Source organism: Xenorhabdus szentirmaii DSM 16338, from assembly GCF_002632585.1.
Taxonomy (GTDB): domain Bacteria; phylum Pseudomonadota; class Gammaproteobacteria; order Enterobacterales; family Enterobacteriaceae; genus Xenorhabdus; species Xenorhabdus szentirmaii.
Genome location: NZ_NIBV01000001.1, coordinates 1,417,517 through 1,441,250, shown reverse-complemented (window position 1 = coordinate 1,441,250; position 23,734 = coordinate 1,417,517). Strand labels below are relative to the sequence as shown.

Sequence of the window (23,734 nt, the reverse complement as noted above, 5' to 3'; positions counted from 1 at the left end):
CTGTTATGATTCTCTTATTTAGTTCAAAGTGTGCTGTCCGCTGCAAGGAAAACGTTTCACAGTCCTTGAAGCTTACGGTCACGCAACCACTGCGCAGGAGTATAGGCTTTGATTGATAACGCATGAATACGGTTATCAGCAATGTATTCCATCAGAGGAGCATAGATAGTCTGTTGTTGTTTGACCCGGCTCAGGCCATCGAAAATTTCGCCAACAACAATAACTTGAAAATGACTGCCATCGCCGCTAACGATAACTTCATCAAGCTTCAAGCTTTCCAGTAGTACTTTTTTAATTTCTTCAGTATCCATAAATAGCTCACACTCGTCGTTAGAAAATAATAGTAGTCGCCTATCCTAATGGAATCCAGTCGACTCTTAAACCAAGAAAAACGCCCTTGTAAGACGATAGCTTACAAGGGCGATGAGTATTGTCGGGAAGAACTAGGCTACAGAATGGTGATCATCAAGAAGACTTTGTAAGCCATACAAGGTTATCAATGTCTTAAGACGTTCTCCCACACCAGAAAAACGCAATGTTTTGCCACTTTGTTGTTGCTGTTCTTTCAAATGGACAAACAAGGCGACTCCGGTAGAGTCCACATGAACAAGCTGAGACACATTGATATCATCGACTTCTGCCAATGCACTGCTTTTTTGTTGCCAAAGCGGGAGCAGGCTGTCGCGATCCAGTGTACCTTTCAGAAACAATGTGCTGCCCGATTTTTCCCAGCTTACTGTTTCGTTATCAGCGACTTTGCTATCAACTCGTCCTTTTTCCATATCACTTTTTCTTTTCCAGGGTAATCGGTGCCTTTGCACTGATAGCCAATTGTTCAGTCAAGCCAGTAACACCTTTCTGACGCAGAATATCTGCCCATTCATTTTGCTTGGTTGTGATCATGCTTATGCCTTCAGCAATCATGTCATAAGCCTGCCAATGGCCTGTCTTGGTGTTTTTACGCCATTGGAAATCCAGACGAACCGGTGGCTGCCCATTGGGGTCAGTAATGGTAACGCGGATGACAACCATGGTTTTGTTATCCAGTGGCTGTTCTGGTGCAATTTGGTAGTTTTGACCATGGTACATTGCCAAAGCCTGACCATATGCCTGCTCCAGATAGGTTTCAAACGCCTTGAAATAAGCGTCACGCTGCTCTGGTGTCGCATCTTTGTAATAAGGCCCCAAAACCAACGCGCCTGCATATTTTACCTGCACAAAAGGCAACAACTCTTCGCGCACAATCTGGCGCAGGACTTCTGGATTTGCCTGTATCTGGGGTTGTTCATTCTTCAAGCGGGTAAAGGTTTTTTCCGCTGCATCTTTCATCAATGCATAAGGGTTGGTTTGATCCGCAGCGCTGGCCAATGGTGCAACCACCAGTAATGCAACCATGAGTAATCGTTTAAACATAAGTGTTATTTCTCCTAAATAGTGAATGACCGGCTAATGTGCTTGCCCAGGTGCAGAAGTGGGTTTATCCTGATTTTCACTGCCACCCTTATCCTTATACAAGAACTGACCAATCAAATCTTCAAGTACCAAGGCAGAATTCGTTCTTTCGAAGCTATCGCCATCTTTCATCGTAGAAATACCCAATTCCTCACCGCTAGGTCCAATTTCCAGTGCAAGATATTGCTCACCCAACAGCCCCGAAGTCCGGATGGAGAGTACACTGCTATTTGGAATGTCGTCGTATTGCGTAAAAATATCCAGTTCCACTTTCGGTGTGTAATTTGCTTTTTTATCCAGCCAGATTTTCCCCACCCGGCCAATCACGACTCCACCGACTTTCACGGGTGAGCGCACTTTCAAGCTACCGATATTGCTAAATGAGGCATACAGGCGGTAAGTTGGCTGATTGCCGAAAGAGCGAATATCCGCCACTTTCAGGCATAAGAAAATGATTGCCGCCAACGCAATCAAAACAAAGGCCCCTACCCAAATTTCATTCTTCTTGCTTTGCATCGACTTAGTTCCCAAACATCAGTGCTGTCAGCACAAAATCCAAACCCAATACCGCCAACGACGCATGGACTACCGTGCGCGTCGTCGCCCTGCTTATCCCTTCCGATGTTGGGATAGCATCATAGCCGTTAAACAGTGCAATCCACGTCACTGTGAAGGCAAACACAACGCTCTTCAGAAAACAGTTGAGCAGATCTTTTTGCCAGTCCACCGCAGATTGCATGGATGACCAGAAAAAGCCGCCATCAATGCCTTTCCAATCGACACCCACCATTGCACCGCCAATAATCCCAACAGCGACAAAGATCAGTGACAGCAACGGCATACTAATAAATCCGGCCCAGAAACGAGGAGCAATAACGCGACGCAAGGGATCAACCGCCATCATTTCCAGACTGGAAATTTGCTCTGTCGCTTTCATCAAACCGATTTCTGCCGTCAGGGCTGAGCCCGCACGCCCGGCAAACAACAGCGCCGTTACCACTGGCCCCAGCTCACGCAACAATGATAATGCCACCATCATGCCGAGGCTGCCCTCTGCACTAAATGTGGTCAAAACCAGATAGCCCTGCAACGCAAGGACCATACCAATAAACAGCCCGGAAACCACGATGATCAGAAGTGACTGAACACCGACACTATAAAGCTGCTGACGCAGCAGTCCCCATTGTTTGGCTGGTTCTGGCTTACCAATGATCGCATTGAACAGCATGAAACCAGCACGACCGAATGAAGCCGTGACTTCAATCATTCGCCTGCCCATTGCTGCCAATGCCCGTGTTAACATCAACATTCCATTATCCTAATAACTCTGTTTTGTAATCCCCAGCAGGGAACCGGAAAGGAACAGGCCCATCAGCAATACCATCAAGAAACTGCCGTACCCGTTGGTCCTGATTCATTTTCAATTGCTCTGGTGTCCCTTCAGCGATGACTTTGCGTTCAGCTACAATATAAGCATAATCAGCAATACTCAAAACTTCAGGCACGTCGTGGGAAACCACAACACAGGTAACACCAAGCGCATGATTTAGTTCATCGATCAACTTCACCAGAACGCCCATTGTGATGGGGTCCTGACCAACAAATGGCTCATCAAACATGATTAAGTCCGGATCAAGAGCAATAGCCCTCGCCAAGGCTGCCCGCCTTGCCATCCCCCCAGAGAGTTCCGATGGCATGAGATATGCCGCGCCACGCAATCCCACCGCTTCCAGCTTCATCATGACTGTCGTGTGAATCAACGCTTCTGGCAACTGAGTATGTTCACGCAACGGAAAGGCCACATTGTCAAAAACATTCAAATCGGTAAACAACGCACCAGACTGAAATAACATGCTCATTTTCTTGCGGGCAGCATAAAGATTATGACGGGACAATGCCGGAATATTATCGCCATCAAACCAGATCTCACCGCGCTCAGGACGGATTTGCCCGCCAATCAAACGCAGGAGCGTTGTTTTTCCTATGCCAGAAGGCCCCATAATGGCAGTTATTTTTCCTCTCGGAACAGTCAAATTGATATCAGAAAAAATTGGGCGCTGTCCTCGGGTAAAATGCATTCCGCATATCTCAATGAGATTTGCTGTTTGTTGACTCATTATTGATAGCCCCTAACCGTTAATAGAACTGTCTTCACTAAGATATTTATAAAATTACATAAACAATAGTGCATACTACAAAAAAAACGCCTCATTTTCGCCAGTAAAATTATGACAAATTTTACTTTTTATCTCTCGGCCGTCAGAATGTATAAGTCTAACTGAATAAAACATTTCATGTTTAAAAATCAACCATCATTAGCATTAAGCTCGGAATAAATTTCATTTAAGGCACACGCTATGTTTCTGACTATTGTATTGCTCATTACCGGGTTGATTTTACTGGTGTATGCTTCCGACCGATTAGTTTATGGTGCTGCGGTTTTTGCCCGCTCCCTGAAAATTCCCTCATTTATCATCGGGCTGGTCATTATGGGAATAGGCACTTCCCTGCCGGAATTAATGGTATCTGTCACCGCAACCCTGGATGGATTACCGGATATGGCTGTGGGCAATGCAATTGGCTCCAACATTACCAACCTATTATTAATTACGGGAGCGGCGGCGTTTATCAGGCCACTCACCGTAAGATCAGATATCTTGCGCCGGGAAGTCCCCTTGATGCTGCTTATAACCTCCCTGGCAGGATATTTGCTGTCGGACAACAACCTGAGCCGCCTCGACGGAATTTTGCTATCCTTTTCCGCGCTCTTGTTTATTGTCTTGATCCTAAAAATGGCCACCTTGTCTCAGCGCGATGGCGTTGATATTTATACTCAGGAACAAACCTCAGAACTCCCTGTCGAAGGGAATAGAGGCATCGCACTTCTCTGGGTCGTCCTGGGGTTGATTATTTTGCCCATCTCCACCCGGATGGTCATTGATAACGCCGCCGTCATTGCACGAATTTATGGGATCAGCGAATTAGTCATTGGGCTGACAATCCTGGCTGTGGGAACCAGCCTGCCGGAACTCGCCACCGCCATTGCCGCCGCCATAAAAGGTGAGAATGATATGGCAATGGGTAATATCATTGGCTCAAATGTGTTTAATGCCACTCTCGTACTGGGTGTTCCGGCTATTCTTTCCCCGAGCACCATTTCATCAGATGCTTTTTCCCGTGATTTTTGGGTCATGATGGCGGCAAGTTTGCTCTTCACCGTCTTCTGTCTGGGGAAAAAACACCGATTGAACCGATTGAACGGTATCCTATTGCTAGGCTGTTTTATCGCTTATTTTGTCGTACTTTTTGTTTCTAATTATTACGGTACTGGATTACGGTATTGAATCATTACCGATTGAGAGGGAAAAAAGTGAAAGTAGAAATGCCTAAAATCGATTTTCAGCAAGCAGGCAAGACAGTATTGCATATCGAACTAGAAGGACTGACCAGTCTGGAGCAGTATATCAATGACGATTTCAGCCGGGCCTGTGAACTCATGTTTGGCTGTGAGGGAAGAGTCATTGTAATGGGAATGGGAAAATCCGGTCATATCGGGCGAAAGATTGCCGCGACATTTGCCAGCACCGGCACTCCCTCTTTCTTTGTTCATCCGGGTGAGGCCAGCCATGGCGACCTCGGGATGGTGACATCGAAAGATATCGTGCTGGCAATTTCTAACTCCGGTGAATCGAATGAAATTCTGGCCTTGATTCCCATCCTCAAGCGCCAGAAAGTGCCGTTAATCTGCATGACAAACAATTTCCGCAGTAGTATGGGGCAAGCCGCAGATATCCATTTATGCATTCAAACCCCACAAGAAGCCTGTCCATTGGGACTTGCCCCCACCACCAGCACAACCGCGACTCTCGTGATGGGTGATGCCTTGGCAATTGCACTTTTGCAGGCAAGGGGATTTACTGCCGAAGATTTCGCGCTCTCTCATCCCGGCGGAACACTTGGGCGCAAGCTTCTCTTGTTGGTCAGTGATTTAATGAACACCGGAGATGACATCCCCTGCGTTCCCCTTACGGCAACACTGCGTGAGGCTTTGTTGGAAATCACCCGCAAAAAGCTGGGCATGACGGTGATCTGCGGCGATGACATGCAAATTGATGGGATTTTTACCGATGGTGATTTGCGCCGTGTATTCGACATGGGTATTGATTTAAACAATGCCAAAATCTCTGATGTCATGACCACCGGCGGCATTCGCATCAAAGCCAATACCTTGGCTGTTGAGGCTTTAAATTTAATGCAATCACGGCATATAACCTCGCTGCTGGTGACAGAAGACAACAAATTACTCGGTGTATTGCATATGCACGACCTTTTGCAGGCAGGAGTTGTGTAAGATAAATTTGAGATAAAGGGTATAGGATATACTCACTATTTCGAATGTTTCCGAATTGCGGCGCAACAACCAAGCAGTGAATGCCCCAAAATATGGATTGTTATGTCATCGGGGTAAATTGGCGCCGCTGACAAAACTGCAATTTACACGTTGCAGGCTATAAAGTTTAAGAGAATACCTAATGAATCAAAACGAGCACTTAGATACCTGTTATGGTCCGGTTAATAAAAAAGTCATCGAAAAAGCCAGTAAAATCCGCCTGCTGATTTGTGATGTTGATGGTGTGATGTCTGATGGCCTGATCTATATGGGCAATGAAGGTGAAGAATTGAAAGCATTCAACGTTCGGGATGGTTACGGCATCCGCTGCTTAATCACCTCCGGCATTGAAGTCGCTATCATTACCGGCAGAAAAGCAAAACTGCTGGAAAACCGAGCGGAAACATTAGGCATTACACATCTTTACCAAGGCCAGAGCGATAAGATTTTGGCGTATCAGGAACTGTTGGATAAACTAGCGCTAAAACCAGAGCAAGTCGCCTATATTGGTGATGATCTTATTGACTGGCCTGTGATGGCAAATGTGGGATTATCTGTTGCAGTTGCTGATGCCCACCCACTGCTGTTACCAAAAGCAGACTACATAACTCGGATTGCCGGCGGCCGTGGCGCAGTCAGAGAACTTTGTGATTTGGTGCTCTTCGCTCAAAATAAGCTGGAAGATGCCAAAGGGTTATCCATATAAATTAAAATGAAAAAAGCATGAGCAAACTTCAATCCTGGCTGATAGCAATACTGACATTGATCGTACTCGCGTTAGCCGGCTGGAATTTATCGAATACCAATGACGACGATTCATCCGATATCGTAGAGGATGGGCATCCGACTTACCAAACACAAGAAGCCATCAGCTTTATTTACGATCCGGAGGGTAAACTGGCTTACGAACTGGTGGCGGATGATGTCAAAAATTATGCAGAAACGAAACTCACTTGGTTTACGAACCCTGTATTAACAACGTTTGCTCCTGACAACGTTTCTGAAACTCCACCAGCGACATGGAAAATACGTGCTGATAAAGCCAAACTTACCAATGACAGAATGCTTTATCTCTACGGTAACGTTCGGGTGGACAGCCAAATCAAAACGTCACAATTGCAACGCATCATGACAAATGATGCAACCGTCAACCTTGTGACACAAGATGTCTCAGCCGATGATAAAGTCACAATCAGTGGCATCGGTCTAAAATCTGTTGGCATGAAAATGCGTGGCAATCTGCGAGAAAAAACTGCTGAATTGATTGAAAAGGTGACCACTCAATATGAGATTTCACATGAACAACCTAATCCGTAATACCGTTATTGCCAGTACCTTATTTGCAGCCAGCCTGCCCGTACTGGCCTTGAAAGATGATACCCAAAAACCCATTACCATCGATTCAGCAAGACAGTCTTTGGATTTAACGGGAAACATTGCCACATTTACGGATAATGTTATCGTAAAACAAGGCTCAATCGATATTCGTGCCAATAAAGTTGTGGTAACCCGCCCTGACGGGGATGCCAACAAGACGATTGTTGAAGCCTACGGCAACCCTGCTACGTTTTACCAATTGCAGGATGACGGCAAACCCATCAAAGGGCATGCATCAAAAATGCGCTACGAGATGAATAAAGAGCTGATTACACTGGCCGGCAACGCCTATCTTGAACAACTGGACAGCAACATCAAGGGCGATAAAATCACCTATCTGGTCCCAACACAGCAAATGGAAGCCTTTAGTGATAAAGGTAAGCGAGTGACGACGGTGCTGTTACCTGCCCAGCTACAGGAAAAAAACTCAAACACCAAAAACACTGGGACTCACAAAGCTGATGTTCATAAATAAAAATGTTCATAAATAAAGATGTTCATAAATAAAGAGTAAATAGCGATTTATGGCAATACTAAACGCAAAAAATCTGGCAAAAGCCTATAAAGGCCGTGAAGTCGTTAAAGACGTCAGCCTGAAAGTGGAATCAGGAGAAATTGTTGGCTTGCTTGGCCCTAATGGGGCCGGTAAAACAACGACTTTCTATATGGTAGTCGGTATTGTTCCGCGTGATACAGGCACAATCAGCATTGATAAAGATGACATCAGCCTTCTGCCCCTGCATGAACGGGCCCGCCGTGGAATAGGTTACCTGCCGCAGGAGCCGTCCATTTTCCGTCGCCTGAGCGTATTAGACAACTTGATGGCTGTCCTTGAGATCCGCAAAGATCTCAATAACGAACAACGGAAAATACGTGCAGAAGAATTAATGGAAGAGTTTCACATCTCTCACTTGCGAGACAGCCTTGGGCAGTCACTGTCTGGTGGTGAGCGTCGCCGCGTGGAAATTGCCCGTGCTCTGGCGGCCAATCCCAAGTTCATCCTGTTGGATGAACCTTTTGCTGGTGTGGACCCGATTTCAGTACTGGATATCAAAAAAATCATTCAGCACCTGAGAGACTATGGTCTGGGGGTTTTGATTACAGACCACAATGTCCGCGAAACACTGGATGTCTGTGAACGTGCCTATATCGTCAGTCAAGGCAACCTGATTGCCCACGGAACCCCGGACGAAATACTGAACAACGAGCAGGTTAAACGCGTCTACCTGGGTGAAGGCTTCCGCCTTTAATACTCATCTTGCTGTCAGGCGCAATTCAAGGGATCATTCCGGCCGGAGAATCTCGGCTCGGTTAAGGAAAAAGCGGTAACACTATGAAGCAAAGCTTGCAACTCAGGATCAGTCAGCAACTAACGATGACCCCCCAGCTCCAACAGGCTATCCGTTTGTTGCAACTTTCTACACTTGAGCTTCAGCAGGAAATTCAACAAGCATTGGAAACCAATCCATTGCTTGAGCAAGATGACTTGCACCAAGAAGTGGATAGTCCGGATAACGCTCGTACTGAAACTGAGGCAATGGATACCCGCGAAGCACTTGAACAGGAAAATATGCCTGAAGAGCTGCCATTGGACACCAGCTGGGATGAAATCTATACCGCCGGGGGAGCATCAGGAAGCGGTGGTGACTATACTTCGGACGATTTTCCGGTTTATCAGGGAGAAACAACGCAGACCCTGCAAGATTATTTGATGTGGCAAGCCGAACTGACACCGTTTACCGAAACCGATGCGGCCATTGCCACGTCCATCATTGATGCCATTGATGATACCGGTTACCTGACGGTTTCGGCTGAAGATATCCTTGCCGGCATGGGTGATGATGAGTTAACGCTGGAAGAAATCGAAGCAGTCCTCAAGCGCATACAACATTTTGATCCCATTGGTGTGGCTGCTCGTGATTTACGGGAATGCCTGCTTATTCAGCTTTCAATGTTGCCTCCGGAAACGCCTCACCTGAAAGATGCCCGGCTTGTGGTAAACAAATACCTTGAACTCTTGGGCAACCGAGATTTTCGCAATTTATTGCGCCAGAGCAAATTAAAAGAAAGTGCGCTCAAAGAAGCCATTGATATCATCCAATCACTGGAACCCAAGCCGGGTTTGGTGGTCAATACTGATGAATCCGAGTATGTTATCCCCGATGTATTGGCGCAGAAAATCAATGAAAGCTGGCAAGTTCGGCTAAATACCGATAGCATCCCCCGTCTGCGCATCAACCAGCACTATGCTGAGTTGGGGCAACAGGCTCATAATGAGAGTGACAGCCAGTTCATTCGCAATAACCTGCAAGAGGCCAAATGGCTGATAAAAAGCCTCGAAAGCCGTAATGAAACACTATTGAAAGTCGCCAACTGCATTGTTGAGCAGCAGCAAGACTTTTTTGAGTATGGTGAGGAGTACATGAAACCACTTGTGCTGGCTGATATTGCCTATCAGGTTGATATGCATGAATCCACCATATCTCGTGTAACAACGCAGAAATATCTGTATAGCCCACGAGGAATTTTTGAGCTTAAATATTTTTTCTCCAGTCACGTCAACACCGACAGCGGAGGCGAAGCGTCTTCAACGGCAATACGTGCTTTGGTGAAAAAACTGGTCGCGGCAGAAAACCCGGCCAAGCCTTTGAGTGACAGTAAATTGACCAGCATATTAGCTGAACAAGGCATTCAAGTGGCACGCCGGACTGTCGCAAAATATAGAGAGTCGTTATCCATCCCGCCTTCAAACCAACGTAAAAAATTGGTTTGAACAACACAGAGAAGGAAAACACTATGCAACTCAATGTTACAGGCCACAATATTGAAATCACAGATGCACTGCGCAACATTGTGAATACAAAATGCGGCAAACTGGATCAATATTTCGATAAAATCAATCTCATTCAGGTCATCCTCCGGGTGGAAAAAGTACAACAAATTGCTGAAGCCACAGTGCATGTCAATGGGGGTGAGTTGCATGCAACCGCAGAACATGAAGACATGTACGCTGCAATTGATGCACTTGCAGATAAGTTAGCGCGTCAATTGACCAAACACAAAAGTAAATTGAGACAACATTAACAGTTTTCAGGCAACGGGGCCGTCATAGAATTACTACTGTTCTATCTGGCTGGCAACAGTGCATCAATACCGGATGCCTCGATCAGGCATCTGGTATAACAAGGCCCTAAGTGAATAAAGAAATGAACAACGAAACAGATTTACCACTAAGCTCAGTGCTTTCACCCGAATGTACACGCAACAACGTGCCCTGCTCGAGTAAAAAGCGCGCCTTAGAGATTATCAGTGAGCTGGCATCAAAACAGCTTGGAGTGCCGGAAAATATCGTATTCGAGGCGATTCTTTCCCGCGAAAAAGTGGGCACAACCGGTATTGGCAATGGGATTGCCATCCCTCATGGCAAACTGACCCAAGAATGCTCAAATAATGCCGTTGGTGTATTTTTGCATTTGGAACAACCGATTACTTTTGATGCAATTGATAATCAACCTGTTGACTTAATGTTCGCTTTATTGGTGCCGTCAGACCAGTGTCAAACCCATTTACACTCACTATCATTGATTGCAAAGCGCCTTGCAGATAAGAACCTCTGTCGTCGCCTTCGTTCCGCACAAAGTGACGAAGAGTTATATAGAATTATTACTGAATAATAGCGATTATAAGAAAACATTTAGGGGAGTCGCCTCATGGTGCTGATGATAGTCAGCGGTCGTTCAGGCTCGGGAAAATCCGTTGCCCTTCGTGCGCTGGAAGATATGGGTTTTTATTGTGTGGATAACTTGCCTGTCGTATTGCTGCCAGAACTGGCAAATACCCTGGCTGAGCGCGATATTTCGGCGGCGGTCAGCATTGACGTCAGAAACATGCCCGAGTCGCCAGAAATTTTTGAAGAAGCCTTGACCCAATTACCTGATAATTTTTCACCACAGCTTTTATTTCTTGATGCGGATCGCAATACCCTGATCCGCCGCTACAGTGATACCCGTCGCTTGCACCCGCTCTCCAGCAAAAATCTGTCACTGGAAAGTGCCATTGACCAGGAAAGCGACCTGCTGGAGCCTCTGCGTTCACGTGCTGACTTAATCATTGACACATCAGAAATGTCCGTCCATGAACTGGCAGAAATGCTCAGAACGCGTTTACTGGGCAAACGGGAACGCGAGTTGACAATGGTATTTGAATCTTTTGGCTTTAAACATGGCATCCCGATTGATGCAGACTATGTTTTCGATGTACGTTTCCTGCCAAACCCGCACTGGGACCCAAAACTGCGCCCAATGACAGGCTTGGATCGCCCGGTTGCTGCATTTTTGGATCGCCATACAGAAGTGCATAACTTCATTTACCAGACCCGCAGTTACCTCGAACTTTGGTTGCCCATGCTGGAAACCAATAACCGGAGTTATCTGACAGTGGCTATCGGCTGTACAGGGGGTAAACACCGTTCCGTCTATGTTGCAGAACAATTAGCCGATTATTTCCGTTCCCGTGGCAAAAACGTACAATCACGTCACCGCACACTGGAAAAACGCAAGTAATATCATTAACGCAGGCCATAATCATGACAGTCAGACAGAGACTTGAGATTAAAAACCGGCTCGGAATGCATGCCCGGCCTGCGATGAGACTGTACGACCTTGTACAACAGTTTCAGTCGCAGGTCATTCTGCGCAACAGCAGCAACATTCAAGCAGAAGCCAGCAGCGTGATCGCCATGTTGATGCTGGATTCTGAGCAGGGCAGCTATATTGATGTCGAAGCAACCGGCCCTGATGAACAGCAAGCGCTGGCAGCAATCGTTGCCCTCTTTAATTCGGGTTTTGACGAAGATTAGCCCAGCGCCATTAACAACATAGCCTCAAATAAATCACCAAATTCCCTTGGGTTACGAATAATGATACTAAAAAAATCATTTTTACAACCAATTTGAATATCAAATATATTGAATATCCCTGCCTTTCTTGATATATCTCACTTCATTCAGCCACTTATTTTATTTATACCCATTTCATTTCAAGATACTAATCCATAAAGCTGAGCAATCGATATTACTCAATGTAACATAATGAGATTTCCATATATTTTCATACTTACTAAATAAATAATCAGAACCAAACATTTACCCATATTGGTTTATAATTCCCCCTTCATGTGTTAACCAGAGGGAACTTCGCTCATCAATAAACCATTATCAGTAAACCACAGTAAAAACAGTTCAAAACAATCAATATCCCCACCTCATTCACATGAAAATATTAATATTTAACTATAGACAGCAATAAATATATGAAAGAAAAATTAATACCCATAAAAAAAGAAGAAGAAATAAAAATGGAATGTGATTTCGATAATAATGTAAAAGAACTCATCAATTTCCATCTTAATTGTGCTGAAAAAGACTGGCAACAAGTCCGACATAACTTTAATGAAGAAAACATATTAACAAATCAAATTAATGAACATATCCATCAGACGAAAAATCAGATCAACAAGGATATGGCTTCTGAACCCAGAAACTCTCCACCTTTCCCAGAAGGCAAGAGTGAGGACAACAGCATTGAATCAATATCAAAAAAAGAATTGATAAAAACATTCATCCCCGGTTATCCATTATTAGAAAATGATAAACCTGAATTTGGTGAATTTGTTGTATTTATGATGGACATGAGAGATTCTAGCGCTAGCTTTGAACAATACTCCACTTCCCCAATGATAGAATGCGGATTACAAAAAGTTTTCTATGAAATATCGTCATTAATTCCAGCCGTGACATATACGGCGGCACTGGAAGGCGGCAAAGCCACTGAATTACTGGGTGATGGGGTGTTAATCTTATTTCATATTAAACCTGGCAATCTCATTAATGTCATCAATAAAGCCCATATGGCTGCCGAAAAATGCATTAATAATACTATGAAGCATGTTAATGATATTTTATGGCAACGATATCATTTCCCACCTTTAAAAATAGGCATAGGCCTTTCTTATGGCTCTGCCATTATCAAGGTCATGAACGTGAACGGGCATCACCCTAAAGTCATAGGCCAATGTGTTTGGGAAGCAGCAAAATTAAGTAATGGAGAAAATACAATCGGATTATCAAAGAAAATTCAGGACATATTAAATTCAACGAATACCATTTAATATTTTTTAAAATAGGAAATTATATGTCTAACACAAGAATAATGCATCTGAACTGTCATATAGTCGGAGTCGGTCAGCATCCTGCCGGTTGGCGAACCCAAAAAGATACCAAGGCATTTATCAACCCACTTTTTTATCAAGAAATAGCCAAATTAGCCGAAGCGGGTAAATTTGATGCATTATTCTTTTCCGATTCACTCGCCTTGCATGGTCATGTGCACAGCCCTTCACAAATGCTGGACCCGCTGATTGTATCGTCATCACTTCTGCCAGTAACAAAATATCTTGGGTTTATTTGTACCGCCTCAACCACCTTCAGCGATCCATTTATTTTAGCGAGACAATTTTTAACATTAGATCATCTCAGTCATGGCCGAATGGGCTGGAACGCTGTTACGACATACAATCCGGCCGCATCAAAAAACTTTGGGAAAACACCGTTGCCCAGCGCGTCAGAACGCTACACACGGGCAGAAGAATTCGTTCAGGTTGCCATCAAGTTATGGAAAAGCTGGGAGAAAGATGCGCTGGTTGCAAATGCAAAAAGTGGTGTATTTGCCAATCCGGCCAAGGTAAACAACATTAACCACCATGGGCAATACTATGCCGTAAAAGGGCCATTGACACTTCCCCGCAGCCCTCAGGGAATGCCGCTTTTGGTCCAGTCTGGTTCATCAGAGGCCGGGCAGGAAATGGCAACAAAATATGCTGATGTCGTTTTTACTTCACAAACATCTTTTGAGCGGGCAAAGCATTTTTATCAACAATTGAAAGCAAAAGTGAAAGCCAAAAAGCGCAGCGAAAATTCACTGAAAATCTTGCCGGGTTTATTCCCGATTATCGGCTCAACACTTGCTGAAGCACAAGCACGAAAAGCAAAGATGGATGAACTCAGAGATGTCAATGAAGATATTATCATGTTGTCCCGACAGTTAGGGCTGGAACCTGACGACCTGAAACTACACCAACCGTTGCCTTATCATCTCATTGAAAAATCCTCCAATGATATTGTTTCCAAAGGGTTTTCATCGGAAATAATCAAGTTGGCCCGAGCCAGAAACTTCACCGTTCATCAGCTTATTCTGCAAAATATGGGCATGCATCGAATGGTGCTGGGAACCCCTGAAATGATTGCCGATGATATGGAAAAATGGTTTTCGGAAAATGCTGCTGACGGATTTAACCTGAATTTTGATGCGTTTCCTGATGCGCTTCAAGTGATGGTCGATCACGTTATTCCCTTATTGCAAAAAAGAAACCTCTTTCGGTCTGACTATACAGAACAAACCATCCGAGCGCGCTTCGGCGTCGCTTGTGACTAATTTTTATAGCAAAGACATCAATACCACTCCGTTCTGATTGCGAAGTAAATTTGCGAGATGAATTAATGTACACGTCAACAATTTTGTAACACCTTAAAAGATAGAGGATAAAACTAACAAAAGATAAAAAAACATTTATATATTCCTTTTGTGAATACCTCAAGATCCGTCAAAATAATTAACCTAACTCATTAACATAGCTAATAATATTGACTATTTATAAATAGTGCAAAATAAACAACAAATATTATCATTCAATAAGTTAACTTAATGAAATAAATAATCTAAAAAATTATTATTAAGCTTGGCTTACACAAATAATATTTCACGCACCTATTCTCAACCGGAGATTTACTTCATGCGTTTTAATAAAACTACACTGGCAATTCTTCTTGGGCTTAGCCTGTGCCAAAGCGCTGTTCAAGCTGCACCGATACTTTCTTTAGACAATACCCAAGCAAAACGCGTTGCCGCCCATAACAATGCCTGGGTTGAAATCAACACCACCACTTTCGAAAACAACATTCACACATTGCAGAAAAAACTGAATAAAGACACACAAAATGTGTGCAGTGTTGAAAGGTGACGCTTATGGTCATGGTATCGGCTTGTTGATGCCATCCATCATAAAAACAGGCGTGCCATGTGTAGGGATCACCAGTAATGAAGAAGCGCGTATTGTGCGTGAAAGCGGCTTCAAAGGTCAGCTTATCCGTATCCGTACCGCTGACGTAAGCGAAATTGAAAGCACACTGGGCTATGACATGGAAGAGATAGTCGGTGATCTGGAACAAGCTCAGGCTGTTGATGCACTGGCTAAAAAACACGGCAAGCAACTGCATGTTCATCTGGTGCTGAACTCCGGTCTTATGAGCCGCAATGGTCTGGAAATGAAGACTGAACAAGGTAAGCAAGACGCACTGAAAATCATCCGGTTGCCTAACCTGAAACTGGTTGGCATGATGAGTCACCACGCTCTTACCGATCTGGATGCCATTCGTTCAAGTATCAAAAAATTCGAAGAACAAACTTCTTGGCTTATCAAAACGGCCAAGCTGAACAGAAAAGACATCACATTACATGCCTCAAGTTCTTTTGCATCCATGACCATCCCGGAAGCACAGTTCGATATGGTACGCATCGGCAGTGCGCTTTACGGTGCCCTGAGCGACAGCCACCCGGAATACAAATCATTGATTGAACTGAAAACCCGTGTTGCTTCAGTGAAAACATATCCTCAAGGCAATGGTGTCAGCTACGACAACACTTACTTCCTCAAGCGGGATTCTAAGCTTGCCAACCTGCCAGTAGGCTTCTCTGACGGTTTAACTTCCAGCCTGTCAAACAAGGCTTATGTTCTGATCAACGGCCACCATGCCCCCATCATCGGCCGCATTTCCATGAACACCGCCATGGTCGATGTCACTGATTTGCCTGAAGTCAAAGCCGGCGATGAAGTTGTCCTTTTCGGTAAACAAGGAAATAACGAAATCACTCAATCTGATATTCAGAAATGGAGTGGTATGCACATTGTTGAATTATCTTCCATTTGGGGAGAAACCAACCCCAAAATCACGGTGAGATAATCCCTTATCAACAGTACCATAGCCGATGAATTTCAAGTTGCATTAAGGCGGCAAGAAAGTGAACCTCCGGAGCAGAAACACCGTATGTTTATAAAGACGGTGACCGGAGGAACAGGCACCGCCGACAAAGAGGCAACCTGAGAAGCAACGGCCATAAACGCATACATAAACGCATATAAATGATATCGGCTTATTCTTATATGTGCTTATCAGGCTTTTCACATTAAAAACACAAAACAGTTCGTGATCATGATCTCTTTATTTTCACGCCAGAACAGCCTAATATCATTTTAATGACTTTGAAAATAACACCCCCCCTCCTTGTGATGTGGGGTGTTATTTTGTATTGAGCTTAATTTGGAGCGTGGTATGACGAAACCTAAAATCATTATTAATGAACTGGACGCTGAACGTTTAGATTCACTGTTGGAACAACCTGCATTTGCAAATACCGATATTGCAGATGCGTTAAACGAAGAACTGGATCGTGCAGAAATACTGCCGCCTGTCGAGATACCGGCTGATGTTGTCACAATGAATAGTGAGATTCGATTTATTGATCTTGGCAATAACGAAGAGCGTATTCGCACACTGGTTTATCCCTCATCCCTGAAAGACAGCACCAAACAGCTTTCCGTTATGGCTCCCTTGGGTGCTGCGCTTCTCGGGTTGAGAATCAATGATGAAATTACCTGTGAATTGCCAAATGGTGAAAAAGCCCGGGTGAAAGTATTAGAGATACTTTACCAACCAGAAGCTGCGGGTGAATATCATCGTTAACTCCCAGCCAGCTCAGTGACACCGAACTGGCTGCTGATGAGTATCCCTATTGACCGGCGATACTCATTTCCGGCAACAAGACAGAGCCACACTGAATATTGCTGCGAGTTTCAATATCGTCACCGATAGTGACCATATTCGCCCACATATCTTTCAAATTACCCGCGATGGTGATCTCACTGACCGGATACTGAATCTCGCCATTTTCGACCCAAAAACCAGAAGCACCACGGGAATAATCCCCCGTAATTGCGCTGACACCTTGCCCCATCAATTCAGTGACAATCAGCCCCGTTCCCATTTCACGCAACAAACCGGAGAAATCCAGCCCTTGCCCCTTGATGCGCCAATTATGGATGCCACCGGCATGACCGGTATTCACCAGACCCAATTTACGGGCAGAGTAAGAGGTGAGCAACCAGGTTTGCAAAACGCCATCTTTGACAATATCACGTTGCATTGTCCGAACACCTTCGCTATCAAAAGGTGTTGAAGCCAGCCCACGCAGCAAATGAGGCTGCTCTTCAATCGTCAGCCATGAAGGCAGGATTTGTTTGCCCAGACTATCCAACAAGAAAGAGGACTTACGGTAGATACTGCTACCACTGATCGCACCGACCAAATGCCCAAACAGCCCGGTTGCCACTTCCGCAGAAAAAATAACGGGGGCTTTCATCGTAGGCAATTTACGCGCACCCAAACGAGACAGCGTACGGCGGGCACATTCCTGTCCAACCCATTCAGGGGATTTCAGATCATCAAAATGACGACTTATGGTATAGGCATAATCGCGCTCCATCTTGCCATCTTGCTCGGCAATCACACAGCTCGATATGGAATGGCGACTTGAATTGTAGCCTTGCAGCATACCGTGACTATTGCCGAATACCCGAATACCATAATGGCTACTGAAACTGCCCCCTTCGGTATTGGTGATACGTTCATCTGCCTGCAATGACGCTTGTTCTGCACGGGCAGCCAACTCAATGGCCGTATCCGCATCCAGATCGGCGGGATGGAAAAGATCCAATTCCGGCGCATCAAATGCAAGCAACTCTTTATCAGCAGGGCCAGCGCAGGGGTCCGCAGAGGTATATTGGGCGATATCAATGGCCGCCTGAACCGTACGGGCAATCGCCTCAGGGCTTAAATCCGTAGAAGATGCACTGCCTTTACGTTGCTGGTGATAAACAGTAATACCCAATGCACCATCACTGTTAAACTCGACATTTTCGACTTCGCTGAAACGAGTGCTGACATTGATTCCGGTCGTTTTGTTGACCGCGACTTCTGCGGCATCACAGCCGGATTTTGCCAGTTCCAAAGCATAGGCGACTGCATCTTCCAACTGTTTACGCTGTTCCGCGATTTGTTGATTAGTGACTATCATTAATTAACCATAATCCAATGAATTAGAAAGATAATTTATCAGGGAAAATGCCTCAATGCAGTTCAGGGCATGAATGCCGAGTGGTAATCAGGCAATTTTCCCAGTTACAATACGCAATATTAGGATGTTAACACCCACCGGACGATAGGTCATGTTCCAAAACACACCTTATCCAGCCTTTTTAGAAGGAAAACAATTATGGCAAAGCAGCCTGAAGATTGGCTCGACAATTATCCTGCTGAAGAGGAAGAAGAAGAGATAATCTGGGTCAGTAAAAGTGAAATCAAGCGGGATGCTGAAATACTGAAGAAATTGGGTCAGGAGTTGGTCGAACTCAGCAAAAACCAACTGGAGCGGATACCGCTGGATGAAGATTTGCTGGCGGCCATTGTACTGGCACAAAAAATCAAACGTGAAGGTCGTCGTCGCCAACTGCAATTAATCGGAAAATTACTGCGTGCCCGTGATCCTGAACCTATCACTATTGCACTCGATAAACTGAAGAATCGCCATAACCAGCAAGTCGTTATTTTGCACAAACTGGAAGAGCTGCGCGATAAACTGCTCGAAACGGATGATGCCTTCGAAGAAGTTATTGCACTGTATCCGCATACAGACCGTCAACAACTTCGCACACTGGTTCGCAACGCGAAAAAAGAGAAGGCGGCTAACAAGCCACCGAAATCTTACCGTCAGATTTTTCAATATCTGAAAGAACTGTCTGAGACTGCGTGATAGAAAGCGTAACAAACCGCCCTTTTCAGGGTGGTTTGTTAAATCACCACACGCTCTTATGGATACAGTTTTATCAATCGGGCTTTAGGGGAACCGACATCTCATGCCTGTATTGAACGTATTATTACTAACAAACCCTTCATAGCAGTGACCCCTGCTATGAACAATGATTCTTTTATTATTATCTGCAATACTGATAATGTCTGCATTTATAATATCAGCTTCATTTTTACAAATAAAAACACCAGCAACATCATTATCTTTATCGAGCCAACGAAGATTAAATTCTTTTTTCAATCTATTAAATCTAACCCCACGATTATTTATATAATCAGCTGTCATGTTAACCTCCATTAGATAATGGTTTTTATTTATTCATCATAAAATATATAAACTCTCTTCTTACATCATGAAGTTAATCTAAAACATCACGATTAGACAAAGTTAAAAATTAAGTATGTACACTATCAAAAACAAAATCATTCAAATTTATTATGTGGTATCTGACAACGTTCAGGGTTTGCTGTGTCAGAAAAAGAGCGGATTCTCAAGTTGATAAAGAATTTGTTACATCAGATTGACTAACGTTAACAACCAAGCTTTAATGTTGCCAAATTGTGAAAATCACAATGTAAATCAACTAAGTGAGTACCCTACAGCATGATGTCATTTTCACTTTGCTAATTCGCTCCATTCCAATAAGTACAAAGGATGTCTGAAATGCCATTAGTTATTATTCCGGATGATTATCAAAAAGCAACAAAACAAATTAAAGCGTTATATCAGAACAGTCATTTTGAGGTCGTTAGCCTCGGTGACCTTGGTAGTGATCCCAAAGCAGAAACGCTATTGTCCAAAGCTGATGCCCTGATACTTATCCGCGAAAGAACCCTCATTGACGAAGAATTCTTGTCTAAGACCCCTAACTTGAAACTGATCAGCCAGACAGGAAAAGTAGCTTACAATATCGATCTGGAATTATGTAAACAACGGGGGATCGCCGTCGTTGAAGGAGTGGGATCACCGATTGCGGCTGCCGAATTAGCTTGGCTGTTAATTCAAAGTTCCATACGCAAATTTACCCTTTCTGTCGAGGCCATGAAACAAGGTCAATGGCAAACTGAATTGGGCGATACTGTCGCCGGCAAAACGCTGGGCATTATCGGTTATGGCAAAATAGGCCAGCTCGTTGCCAAATACGCGCGGGCATTTGACATGAACGTACAGGTTTGGGGATCAACACGAGCACAAGAACAGGCGCGACAAGAAGGGTTAATTGTTCCAGACAGTCGCGAAGAATTTTTCCGAACATCGGATGCCATTACCGTACATCAACGGTTAGTCAAAGAAACAGCGGGCAATATTACCTTTTCCGATTTGACTCACATGAAACCGACAGCCGTATTCGTCAACACTGCGCGTTCTGGCCTGGTAGAAACCGGTGCGCTGGAAAAAGCCCTCGATTCAGGCACACCCGGCTTTGCTGCATTGGATGTTTTTGATGCCGAACCCATTTGGGACCCCAATCACCCATTATTAAAACGCAATAACGTACTTTGCAGCCCGCATATTGGTTATGTTACAAAAAGCTGTTATGACATTTATTTTGAAAGTGCATTTAAGAACGTAGAACGATATTTTTCTGGTGATGAGAGCCATGTAGTCAATAAATAACAATCATCATAAAATTATTCCCTATTTTTATTTTGTGAAATGGGGAATAAATTTTGACAAAAATAATACTCACCAAACTAAACGCAATAATATTAAATATTACTTGAGTGATATGGGGTCACCAGTCCAATTTAGTCAGAATTAAATCAGGTTTAGTAAAGTAATAGAGAGATAAACCTCTTCTTAGTTAACTAACCTGAGTTTGGGATAAAAAATGGGTGATGCTTCCAATGTGTTGCCCAACCTTGTTGTTTCTGAAATAAGCATTACAAAACCTGTGCGTGTCATGTCTATTGGGCGTTTGCTTTCTGGATGTGGCCTGTTTTGCATGGCATTTAGAAATAGTATTGAAATAATGATGTTATTTGCTGCCATTGCTTCGATTGGCGCCCCCATAGCCCAGAGCCCTCTGGCAACATTGATGCAGACCCAATTCCAAAAACAAGAGATTGAAAAGGTGTTCATTTGTTTGTTTTATGAGCAGCCGTTTATTCTTCTCGCCCTGTTTATCGTGTCGAAGTTAATTGAAATGTTTGATCTTCATACCATTATGGTAAGCTCATCTTTGTTCTATATTATCCTTGGGCCATTAGGTTTGTTTATCACACGAGAGATACATTCAATCGGTGATATTAAACCGTAATTCCCCTTCCAGCTCTTCTTCCGCTTCTTCGAACAATAATACCAATGCCGCAAAACGGGTTCTTTTTTGCGGTGTAAAGTGGCTGAATTCAATTTCAATGGGCAATGGGATATCCCCCGTTACGACATCCCACAACGCATCCAGATTGAAACCAAATGTATCGCCAAGCCCGAAGCTCTGTTTAAACTTACGGTAAAAAGATGCTAAGTCAGGAAGTTGACTAAAATCGAATTCCACTTTTTTCATATCATTACTCCAACCGGGTAAAATGGTTGTAGTGATCAACGGTCAGATAAATAAGGCCATCATTGGAATAAAGTAACCTGTCACTGCCTCTGTGCCCGCACCGGTAATTAACATCCGCTTCAAACCAATTGCGTCCCTGCTGTGCCGGCAATTTGTTTTCACGGTTAGAAAACCGGTCACCACCAATCGCTTTCCCCGGCAGAACGTCGCATAAGTTACCTTCCCGTGGGTTCCAGCCAAGACGGCGGGCCTGTTTTTTTGTGATGTAGTAATCAGGCAGTTTATGGTACTTGCGGAGATAGTCTGCCACTCGTTGATGTTCGGTCAGAACATCAATTTTCTGAGTAGACAGGCTCTCCGAAACAACGGTATTGGGTGCTGATTTCTCTGTACCAAACGGCAATAAGCCTTTGGTCAAGATGGTATATCCCGCAGCCAGAATCAATAATACCACTGCCAGAATATTTTTTTTCATCATGACCTCCAGCTATTCTTCGTATCTTCGTACTCGCGTTTAAGCGATGATCAGGCCGTTCCGCCGACAGTCAGGTTATCCAGTTTCAGAGTGGGTTGACCCACGCCAACGGGAACACTTTGACCTTCTTTACCACAGACACCAACCCCTTTGTCAAGGGCCAGATCGTTGCCAACCATCGAGATTTGCTGCATGGCTTCAATGCCAGAACCGATCAGTGTCGCGCCTTTGACGGGTTTTGTAATTTTGCCATTTTCAATTAAATAGGCTTCGGAAGTTGAAAAAACAAACTTACCTGAGGTGATATCCACCTGACCACCACCGAAATTCGGTGCATACAACCCGCGATCTACGCTGGCGATAATGTCTTCTGGTGTGGAATTGCCTGCCAACATGTAGGTGTTCGTCATACGTGGCATTGGCAAATGCGCATACGATTCACGGCGGCCGTTACCTGTCGGAGCCACACCCATCAAACGTGCATTGAGTTTATCCTGCATGTAGCCTTTCAGAATGCCATTCTCAATCAGAACATTGTATTGTCCCGGAACGCCTTCATCATCAATCGACAATGATCCACGACGCCCTTCGATTGTGCCATCATCAACCACGGTACACAGTTCAGAAGCGACTTTTTGCCCAATCTGGCCGGAGAAAACAGAAGTGCCACGACGGTTAAAATCACCTTCCAAACCGTGCCCTACCGCTTCATGCAGTAAAACACCCGGCCAGCCAGCGCCCAATACAACCGGCATTGTTCCTGCAGGTGCTGCAACCGCAGAGAGATTAATCAGTGCGACACGAACCGCTTCACGGGCAAATTGTTCTGCCAGAGTCTGACCATCTTCGGTGCGCAGGAAATATTCGTAGCCATAACGGGCACCACCACCGCTGCCGCCACGTTCACGCTTGCCATTTTCTTCCACCAGCACGCTGACAGAAAGGCGCACCAATGGACGAATATCCGCAGCCAATGTACCGTCTGTTGCCGCCACCAGCACCTGTTCATAAACACCTGACAGGCTGGCGTTCACTTCTTGTACACGGGGATCTTCTGCACGGGCAATATGATCAACCCTGTGCAATAACTCTATTTTTTCTTCCCGACTCATACTCTGCAATGGGTCAATCGCCGGATACAATGCGTTATTTGCCACTGCTCCCAACGTATGCGCAATGCCATTGCCAGCTTCCCGAACAATGCTCCGTGCGGCCTGTGCACTTTGTTGCAACGCATTCAGCGTGATTTGATCTGCGTATGCAAAACCTGTTTTTTCTCCGCTGACCGCGCGGACGCCTACACCCTGATCAATATTATAGGAACCATCTTTAATGATGCGGTCTTCCAGTACCCATGCTTCATGGTAGCTGGATTGGAAATAGAGATCGGCATAGTCCAGACGACGTTCCGCCAATTGACCCAAAACAGAAAATAAGTCTTGATGACTTAGGTTGTTAGAAGCCAGTAAATGTTCACTGACATAAGTTAAACTCAT

General features: G+C 44.5%; 30 protein-coding genes. 19 read left to right on the top strand and 11 right to left on the bottom strand.

The window, feature by feature from the left end; genetic code table 11:
- Nucleotides 1–56: 56 nt before the first annotated feature.
- From ibaG to mlaF, 6 genes are all read right to left on the bottom strand, one after another.
- Nucleotides 57–311: a BolA family iron metabolism protein IbaG gene (gene ibaG / locus Xsze_RS06640; RefSeq protein ID WP_038236709.1), complete on the bottom strand. Its 255-nt coding sequence runs from the start codon at nucleotides 309–311 to the stop codon at nucleotides 57–59.
- Nucleotides 312–443: 132 nt separating this feature from the next.
- Entirely contained in the window at nucleotides 444–782 is a 339-nt protein-coding gene (gene mlaB, locus Xsze_RS06635) for a lipid asymmetry maintenance protein MlaB (RefSeq protein WP_038236712.1), read from the bottom strand.
- A 1-nt stretch (nucleotide 783) separates the two neighbouring features.
- Entirely contained in the window at nucleotides 784–1,413 is a 630-nt protein-coding gene (mlaC, locus tag Xsze_RS06630; protein WP_038236714.1) for a phospholipid-binding protein MlaC, read from the bottom strand.
- A 33-nt stretch (nucleotides 1,414–1,446) separates the two neighbouring features.
- Nucleotides 1,447–1,968, bottom strand: coding sequence for an outer membrane lipid asymmetry maintenance protein MlaD (gene mlaD / locus Xsze_RS06625; protein WP_038236716.1), 522 nt, complete (start codon nucleotides 1,966–1,968; stop codon nucleotides 1,447–1,449).
- Between the two features lie 4 nt (nucleotides 1,969–1,972).
- Entirely contained in the window at nucleotides 1,973–2,755 is a 783-nt protein-coding gene (gene mlaE, locus Xsze_RS06620; RefSeq protein ID WP_038236882.1) for a lipid asymmetry maintenance ABC transporter permease subunit MlaE, read from the bottom strand.
- A gap of 10 nt (nucleotides 2,756–2,765) precedes the next feature.
- Entirely contained in the window at nucleotides 2,766–3,569 is an 804-nt protein-coding gene (gene mlaF, locus Xsze_RS06615) for a phospholipid ABC transporter ATP-binding protein MlaF (protein ID WP_038236718.1), read from the bottom strand.
- 240 nt (nucleotides 3,570–3,809) lie between these two features.
- Here mlaF and Xsze_RS06610 point away from each other — a divergent pair, with 240 nt between their 5' ends.
- The 16 genes from Xsze_RS06610 to rnk all read left to right on the top strand — a co-directional run bounded on the left by Xsze_RS06610 (nucleotide 3,810) and on the right by rnk (nucleotide 17,075).
- Nucleotides 3,810–4,796, top strand: coding sequence for a calcium/sodium antiporter (locus tag Xsze_RS06610; RefSeq protein ID WP_038236720.1), 987 nt, complete (start codon nucleotides 3,810–3,812; stop codon nucleotides 4,794–4,796).
- Between the two features lie 38 nt (nucleotides 4,797–4,834).
- A complete protein-coding gene (gene kdsD, locus Xsze_RS06605; RefSeq protein ID WP_038236885.1) occupies nucleotides 4,835–5,803 on the top strand; it encodes an arabinose-5-phosphate isomerase KdsD in 969 nt (322 codons plus the stop codon).
- Between the two features lie 181 nt (nucleotides 5,804–5,984).
- Nucleotides 5,985–6,548 (top strand): 3-deoxy-manno-octulosonate-8-phosphatase KdsC, encoded by a 564-nt coding sequence (kdsC, locus tag Xsze_RS06600; protein ID WP_038236723.1) that lies wholly within the window; start codon nucleotides 5,985–5,987, stop codon nucleotides 6,546–6,548.
- 17 nt (nucleotides 6,549–6,565) lie between these two features.
- Entirely contained in the window at nucleotides 6,566–7,159 is a 594-nt protein-coding gene (gene lptC / locus Xsze_RS06595; RefSeq protein ID WP_038236726.1) for an LPS export ABC transporter periplasmic protein LptC, read from the top strand.
- Nucleotides 7,140–7,694, top strand: coding sequence for a lipopolysaccharide ABC transporter substrate-binding protein LptA (lptA, locus tag Xsze_RS06590; RefSeq protein WP_038236731.1), 555 nt, complete (start codon nucleotides 7,140–7,142; stop codon nucleotides 7,692–7,694). The genes lptC and lptA overlap by 20 nt, the downstream gene beginning before the upstream one ends.
- A 49-nt stretch (nucleotides 7,695–7,743) precedes the next feature.
- Nucleotides 7,744–8,469, top strand: a complete 726-nt coding sequence (lptB, locus tag Xsze_RS06585; RefSeq protein WP_038236734.1) for an LPS export ABC transporter ATP-binding protein — start codon at nucleotides 7,744–7,746, stop codon at nucleotides 8,467–8,469.
- A gap of 83 nt (nucleotides 8,470–8,552) precedes the next feature.
- Nucleotides 8,553–9,992: an RNA polymerase factor sigma-54 gene (rpoN, locus tag Xsze_RS06580; RefSeq protein WP_038236737.1), complete on the top strand. Its 1,440-nt coding sequence runs from the start codon at nucleotides 8,553–8,555 to the stop codon at nucleotides 9,990–9,992.
- Between the two features lie 23 nt (nucleotides 9,993–10,015).
- Entirely contained in the window at nucleotides 10,016–10,303 is a 288-nt protein-coding gene (gene hpf, locus Xsze_RS06575) for a ribosome hibernation promoting factor (protein ID WP_038236740.1), read from the top strand.
- Nucleotides 10,304–10,425: 122 nt separating this feature from the next.
- Nucleotides 10,426–10,893 (top strand): PTS IIA-like nitrogen regulatory protein PtsN, encoded by a 468-nt coding sequence (gene ptsN / locus Xsze_RS06570; RefSeq protein WP_038236744.1) that lies wholly within the window; start codon nucleotides 10,426–10,428, stop codon nucleotides 10,891–10,893.
- 36 nt (nucleotides 10,894–10,929) lie between these two features.
- On the top strand, nucleotides 10,930–11,781 hold the full coding sequence (gene rapZ / locus Xsze_RS06565; RefSeq protein WP_038236748.1) for an RNase adapter RapZ: 852 nt from the start codon (nucleotides 10,930–10,932) through the stop codon (nucleotides 11,779–11,781).
- A gap of 23 nt (nucleotides 11,782–11,804) precedes the next feature.
- Nucleotides 11,805–12,077, top strand: a complete 273-nt coding sequence (gene npr, locus Xsze_RS06560; RefSeq protein WP_038236751.1) for a PTS phosphocarrier protein NPr — start codon at nucleotides 11,805–11,807, stop codon at nucleotides 12,075–12,077.
- 452 nt (nucleotides 12,078–12,529) lie between these two features.
- Nucleotides 12,530–13,387, top strand: coding sequence for a hypothetical protein (locus Xsze_RS06555; protein ID WP_051462355.1), 858 nt, complete (start codon nucleotides 12,530–12,532; stop codon nucleotides 13,385–13,387).
- Between the two features lie 23 nt (nucleotides 13,388–13,410).
- Nucleotides 13,411–14,709 carry an LLM class flavin-dependent oxidoreductase gene (locus tag Xsze_RS06550; protein ID WP_038236754.1) on the top strand — a complete coding sequence of 433 codons (1,299 nt, stop codon included), beginning with the start codon at nucleotides 13,411–13,413 and terminating at the stop codon, nucleotides 14,707–14,709.
- Between the two features lie 358 nt (nucleotides 14,710–15,067).
- Nucleotides 15,068–15,295, top strand: a complete 228-nt coding sequence (locus Xsze_RS22620) for a hypothetical protein (RefSeq protein WP_244431774.1) — start codon at nucleotides 15,068–15,070, stop codon at nucleotides 15,293–15,295.
- Nucleotides 15,273–16,295 (top strand): alanine racemase, encoded by a 1,023-nt coding sequence (alr, locus tag Xsze_RS06545; RefSeq protein WP_244431775.1) that lies wholly within the window; start codon nucleotides 15,273–15,275, stop codon nucleotides 16,293–16,295. Before Xsze_RS22620 ends, alr begins: the two co-directional genes overlap by 23 nt.
- Before the next feature lie 369 nt (nucleotides 16,296–16,664).
- Nucleotides 16,665–17,075, top strand: a complete 411-nt coding sequence (gene rnk / locus Xsze_RS06540) for a nucleoside diphosphate kinase regulator (protein ID WP_038236758.1) — start codon at nucleotides 16,665–16,667, stop codon at nucleotides 17,073–17,075.
- A 46-nt stretch (nucleotides 17,076–17,121) separates the two neighbouring features.
- Here the strand turns inward: rnk and pmbA are convergent, their stop codons facing one another.
- Nucleotides 17,122–18,465, bottom strand: coding sequence for a metalloprotease PmbA (gene pmbA / locus Xsze_RS06535; RefSeq protein WP_038236761.1), 1,344 nt, complete (start codon nucleotides 18,463–18,465; stop codon nucleotides 17,122–17,124).
- A 198-nt stretch (nucleotides 18,466–18,663) separates the two neighbouring features.
- On the opposite strand from pmbA, the gene yjgA reads away from it, so the two are divergent.
- Complete coding sequence (gene yjgA / locus Xsze_RS06530) at nucleotides 18,664–19,200, top strand: ribosome biogenesis factor YjgA (protein WP_038236764.1); 537 nt, start codon at nucleotides 18,664–18,666, stop codon at nucleotides 19,198–19,200.
- 84 nt (nucleotides 19,201–19,284) lie between these two features.
- Here the strand turns inward: yjgA and Xsze_RS06525 are convergent, their stop codons facing one another.
- Nucleotides 19,285–19,542: a hypothetical protein gene (locus Xsze_RS06525; RefSeq protein ID WP_038236768.1), complete on the bottom strand. Its 258-nt coding sequence runs from the start codon at nucleotides 19,540–19,542 to the stop codon at nucleotides 19,285–19,287.
- 378 nt (nucleotides 19,543–19,920) lie between these two features.
- Between Xsze_RS06525 and Xsze_RS06520 the strand changes: the two genes are divergently transcribed.
- Both Xsze_RS06520 and Xsze_RS06515 read left to right on the top strand, forming a co-directional pair.
- Nucleotides 19,921–20,874: a D-2-hydroxyacid dehydrogenase family protein gene (locus Xsze_RS06520; protein ID WP_038236771.1), complete on the top strand. Its 954-nt coding sequence runs from the start codon at nucleotides 19,921–19,923 to the stop codon at nucleotides 20,872–20,874.
- Between the two features lie 214 nt (nucleotides 20,875–21,088).
- The gene (locus tag Xsze_RS06515) at nucleotides 21,089–21,517 is read left to right on the top strand and encodes an MFS transporter (RefSeq protein ID WP_038236774.1); all 429 of its coding nucleotides are present in this window, start codon (nucleotides 21,089–21,091) and stop codon (nucleotides 21,515–21,517) included.
- On the opposite strand, the gene Xsze_RS06510 is transcribed toward Xsze_RS06515, so the two are convergent.
- From Xsze_RS06510 to tldD, 3 genes are read right to left on the bottom strand one after another with little or no spacing between them, the layout of a single operon-like run.
- Entirely contained in the window at nucleotides 21,494–21,763 is a 270-nt protein-coding gene (locus Xsze_RS06510) for a barstar family protein (RefSeq protein WP_038236777.1), read from the bottom strand. The two genes, Xsze_RS06515 and Xsze_RS06510, sit on opposite strands and share 24 nt — an antisense overlap.
- Nucleotides 21,764–21,767: 4 nt before the next feature.
- Complete coding sequence (locus Xsze_RS06505; protein ID WP_038236779.1) at nucleotides 21,768–22,238, bottom strand: ribonuclease; 471 nt, start codon at nucleotides 22,236–22,238, stop codon at nucleotides 21,768–21,770.
- 50 nt (nucleotides 22,239–22,288) lie between these two features.
- Nucleotides 22,289–23,734 (bottom strand): metalloprotease TldD, encoded by a 1,446-nt coding sequence (tldD, locus tag Xsze_RS06500; RefSeq protein WP_038236781.1) that lies wholly within the window; start codon nucleotides 23,732–23,734, stop codon nucleotides 22,289–22,291.

Bases quoted from the DNA above. Each gene is read 5' to 3' on its own strand.
- ibaG (WP_038236709.1), bottom strand. From the start codon at position 311: ATGGATACTGAAGAAATTAAAAAAGTACTACTGGAAAGCTTGAAGCTT.
- mlaB (WP_038236712.1), bottom strand. From the start codon at position 782: ATGGAAAAAGGACGAGTTGATAGCAAAGTCGCTGATAACGAAACAGTA.
- mlaC (WP_038236714.1), bottom strand. From the start codon at position 1,413: ATGTTTAAACGATTACTCATGGTTGCATTACTGGTGGTTGCACCATTG.
- mlaD (WP_038236716.1), bottom strand. From the start codon at position 1,968: ATGCAAAGCAAGAAGAATGAAATTTGGGTAGGGGCCTTTGTTTTGATT.
- mlaE (WP_038236882.1), bottom strand. From the start codon at position 2,755: ATGTTAACACGGGCATTGGCAGCAATGGGCAGGCGAATGATTGAAGTC.
- mlaF (WP_038236718.1), bottom strand. From the start codon at position 3,569: ATGAGTCAACAAACAGCAAATCTCATTGAGATATGCGGAATGCATTTT.
- Xsze_RS06610 (WP_038236720.1), top strand. From the start codon at position 3,810: ATGTTTCTGACTATTGTATTGCTCATTACCGGGTTGATTTTACTGGTG.
- kdsD (WP_038236885.1), top strand. From the start codon at position 4,835: ATGCCTAAAATCGATTTTCAGCAAGCAGGCAAGACAGTATTGCATATC.
- kdsC (WP_038236723.1), top strand. From the start codon at position 5,985: ATGAATCAAAACGAGCACTTAGATACCTGTTATGGTCCGGTTAATAAA.
- lptC (WP_038236726.1), top strand. From the start codon at position 6,566: ATGAGCAAACTTCAATCCTGGCTGATAGCAATACTGACATTGATCGTA.
- lptA (WP_038236731.1), top strand. From the start codon at position 7,140: ATGAACAACCTAATCCGTAATACCGTTATTGCCAGTACCTTATTTGCA.
- lptB (WP_038236734.1), top strand. From the start codon at position 7,744: ATGGCAATACTAAACGCAAAAAATCTGGCAAAAGCCTATAAAGGCCGT.
- rpoN (WP_038236737.1), top strand. From the start codon at position 8,553: ATGAAGCAAAGCTTGCAACTCAGGATCAGTCAGCAACTAACGATGACC.
- hpf (WP_038236740.1), top strand. From the start codon at position 10,016: ATGCAACTCAATGTTACAGGCCACAATATTGAAATCACAGATGCACTG.
- ptsN (WP_038236744.1), top strand. From the start codon at position 10,426: ATGAACAACGAAACAGATTTACCACTAAGCTCAGTGCTTTCACCCGAA.
- rapZ (WP_038236748.1), top strand. From the start codon at position 10,930: ATGGTGCTGATGATAGTCAGCGGTCGTTCAGGCTCGGGAAAATCCGTT.
- npr (WP_038236751.1), top strand. From the start codon at position 11,805: ATGACAGTCAGACAGAGACTTGAGATTAAAAACCGGCTCGGAATGCAT.
- Xsze_RS06555 (WP_051462355.1), top strand. From the start codon at position 12,530: ATGAAAGAAAAATTAATACCCATAAAAAAAGAAGAAGAAATAAAAATG.
- Xsze_RS06550 (WP_038236754.1), top strand. From the start codon at position 13,411: ATGTCTAACACAAGAATAATGCATCTGAACTGTCATATAGTCGGAGTC.
- Xsze_RS22620 (WP_244431774.1), top strand. From the start codon at position 15,068: ATGCGTTTTAATAAAACTACACTGGCAATTCTTCTTGGGCTTAGCCTG.
- alr (WP_244431775.1), top strand. From the start codon at position 15,273: ATGTGTGCAGTGTTGAAAGGTGACGCTTATGGTCATGGTATCGGCTTG.
- rnk (WP_038236758.1), top strand. From the start codon at position 16,665: ATGACGAAACCTAAAATCATTATTAATGAACTGGACGCTGAACGTTTA.
- pmbA (WP_038236761.1), bottom strand. From the start codon at position 18,465: ATGATAGTCACTAATCAACAAATCGCGGAACAGCGTAAACAGTTGGAA.
- yjgA (WP_038236764.1), top strand. From the start codon at position 18,664: ATGGCAAAGCAGCCTGAAGATTGGCTCGACAATTATCCTGCTGAAGAG.
- Xsze_RS06525 (WP_038236768.1), bottom strand. From the start codon at position 19,542: ATGACAGCTGATTATATAAATAATCGTGGGGTTAGATTTAATAGATTG.
- Xsze_RS06520 (WP_038236771.1), top strand. From the start codon at position 19,921: ATGCCATTAGTTATTATTCCGGATGATTATCAAAAAGCAACAAAACAA.
- Xsze_RS06515 (WP_038236774.1), top strand. From the start codon at position 21,089: ATGGGTGATGCTTCCAATGTGTTGCCCAACCTTGTTGTTTCTGAAATA.
- Xsze_RS06510 (WP_038236777.1), bottom strand. From the start codon at position 21,763: ATGAAAAAAGTGGAATTCGATTTTAGTCAACTTCCTGACTTAGCATCT.
- Xsze_RS06505 (WP_038236779.1), bottom strand. From the start codon at position 22,238: ATGAAAAAAAATATTCTGGCAGTGGTATTATTGATTCTGGCTGCGGGA.
- tldD (WP_038236781.1), bottom strand. From the start codon at position 23,734: ATGAGTTTAACTTATGTCAGTGAACATTTACTGGCTTCTAACAACCTA.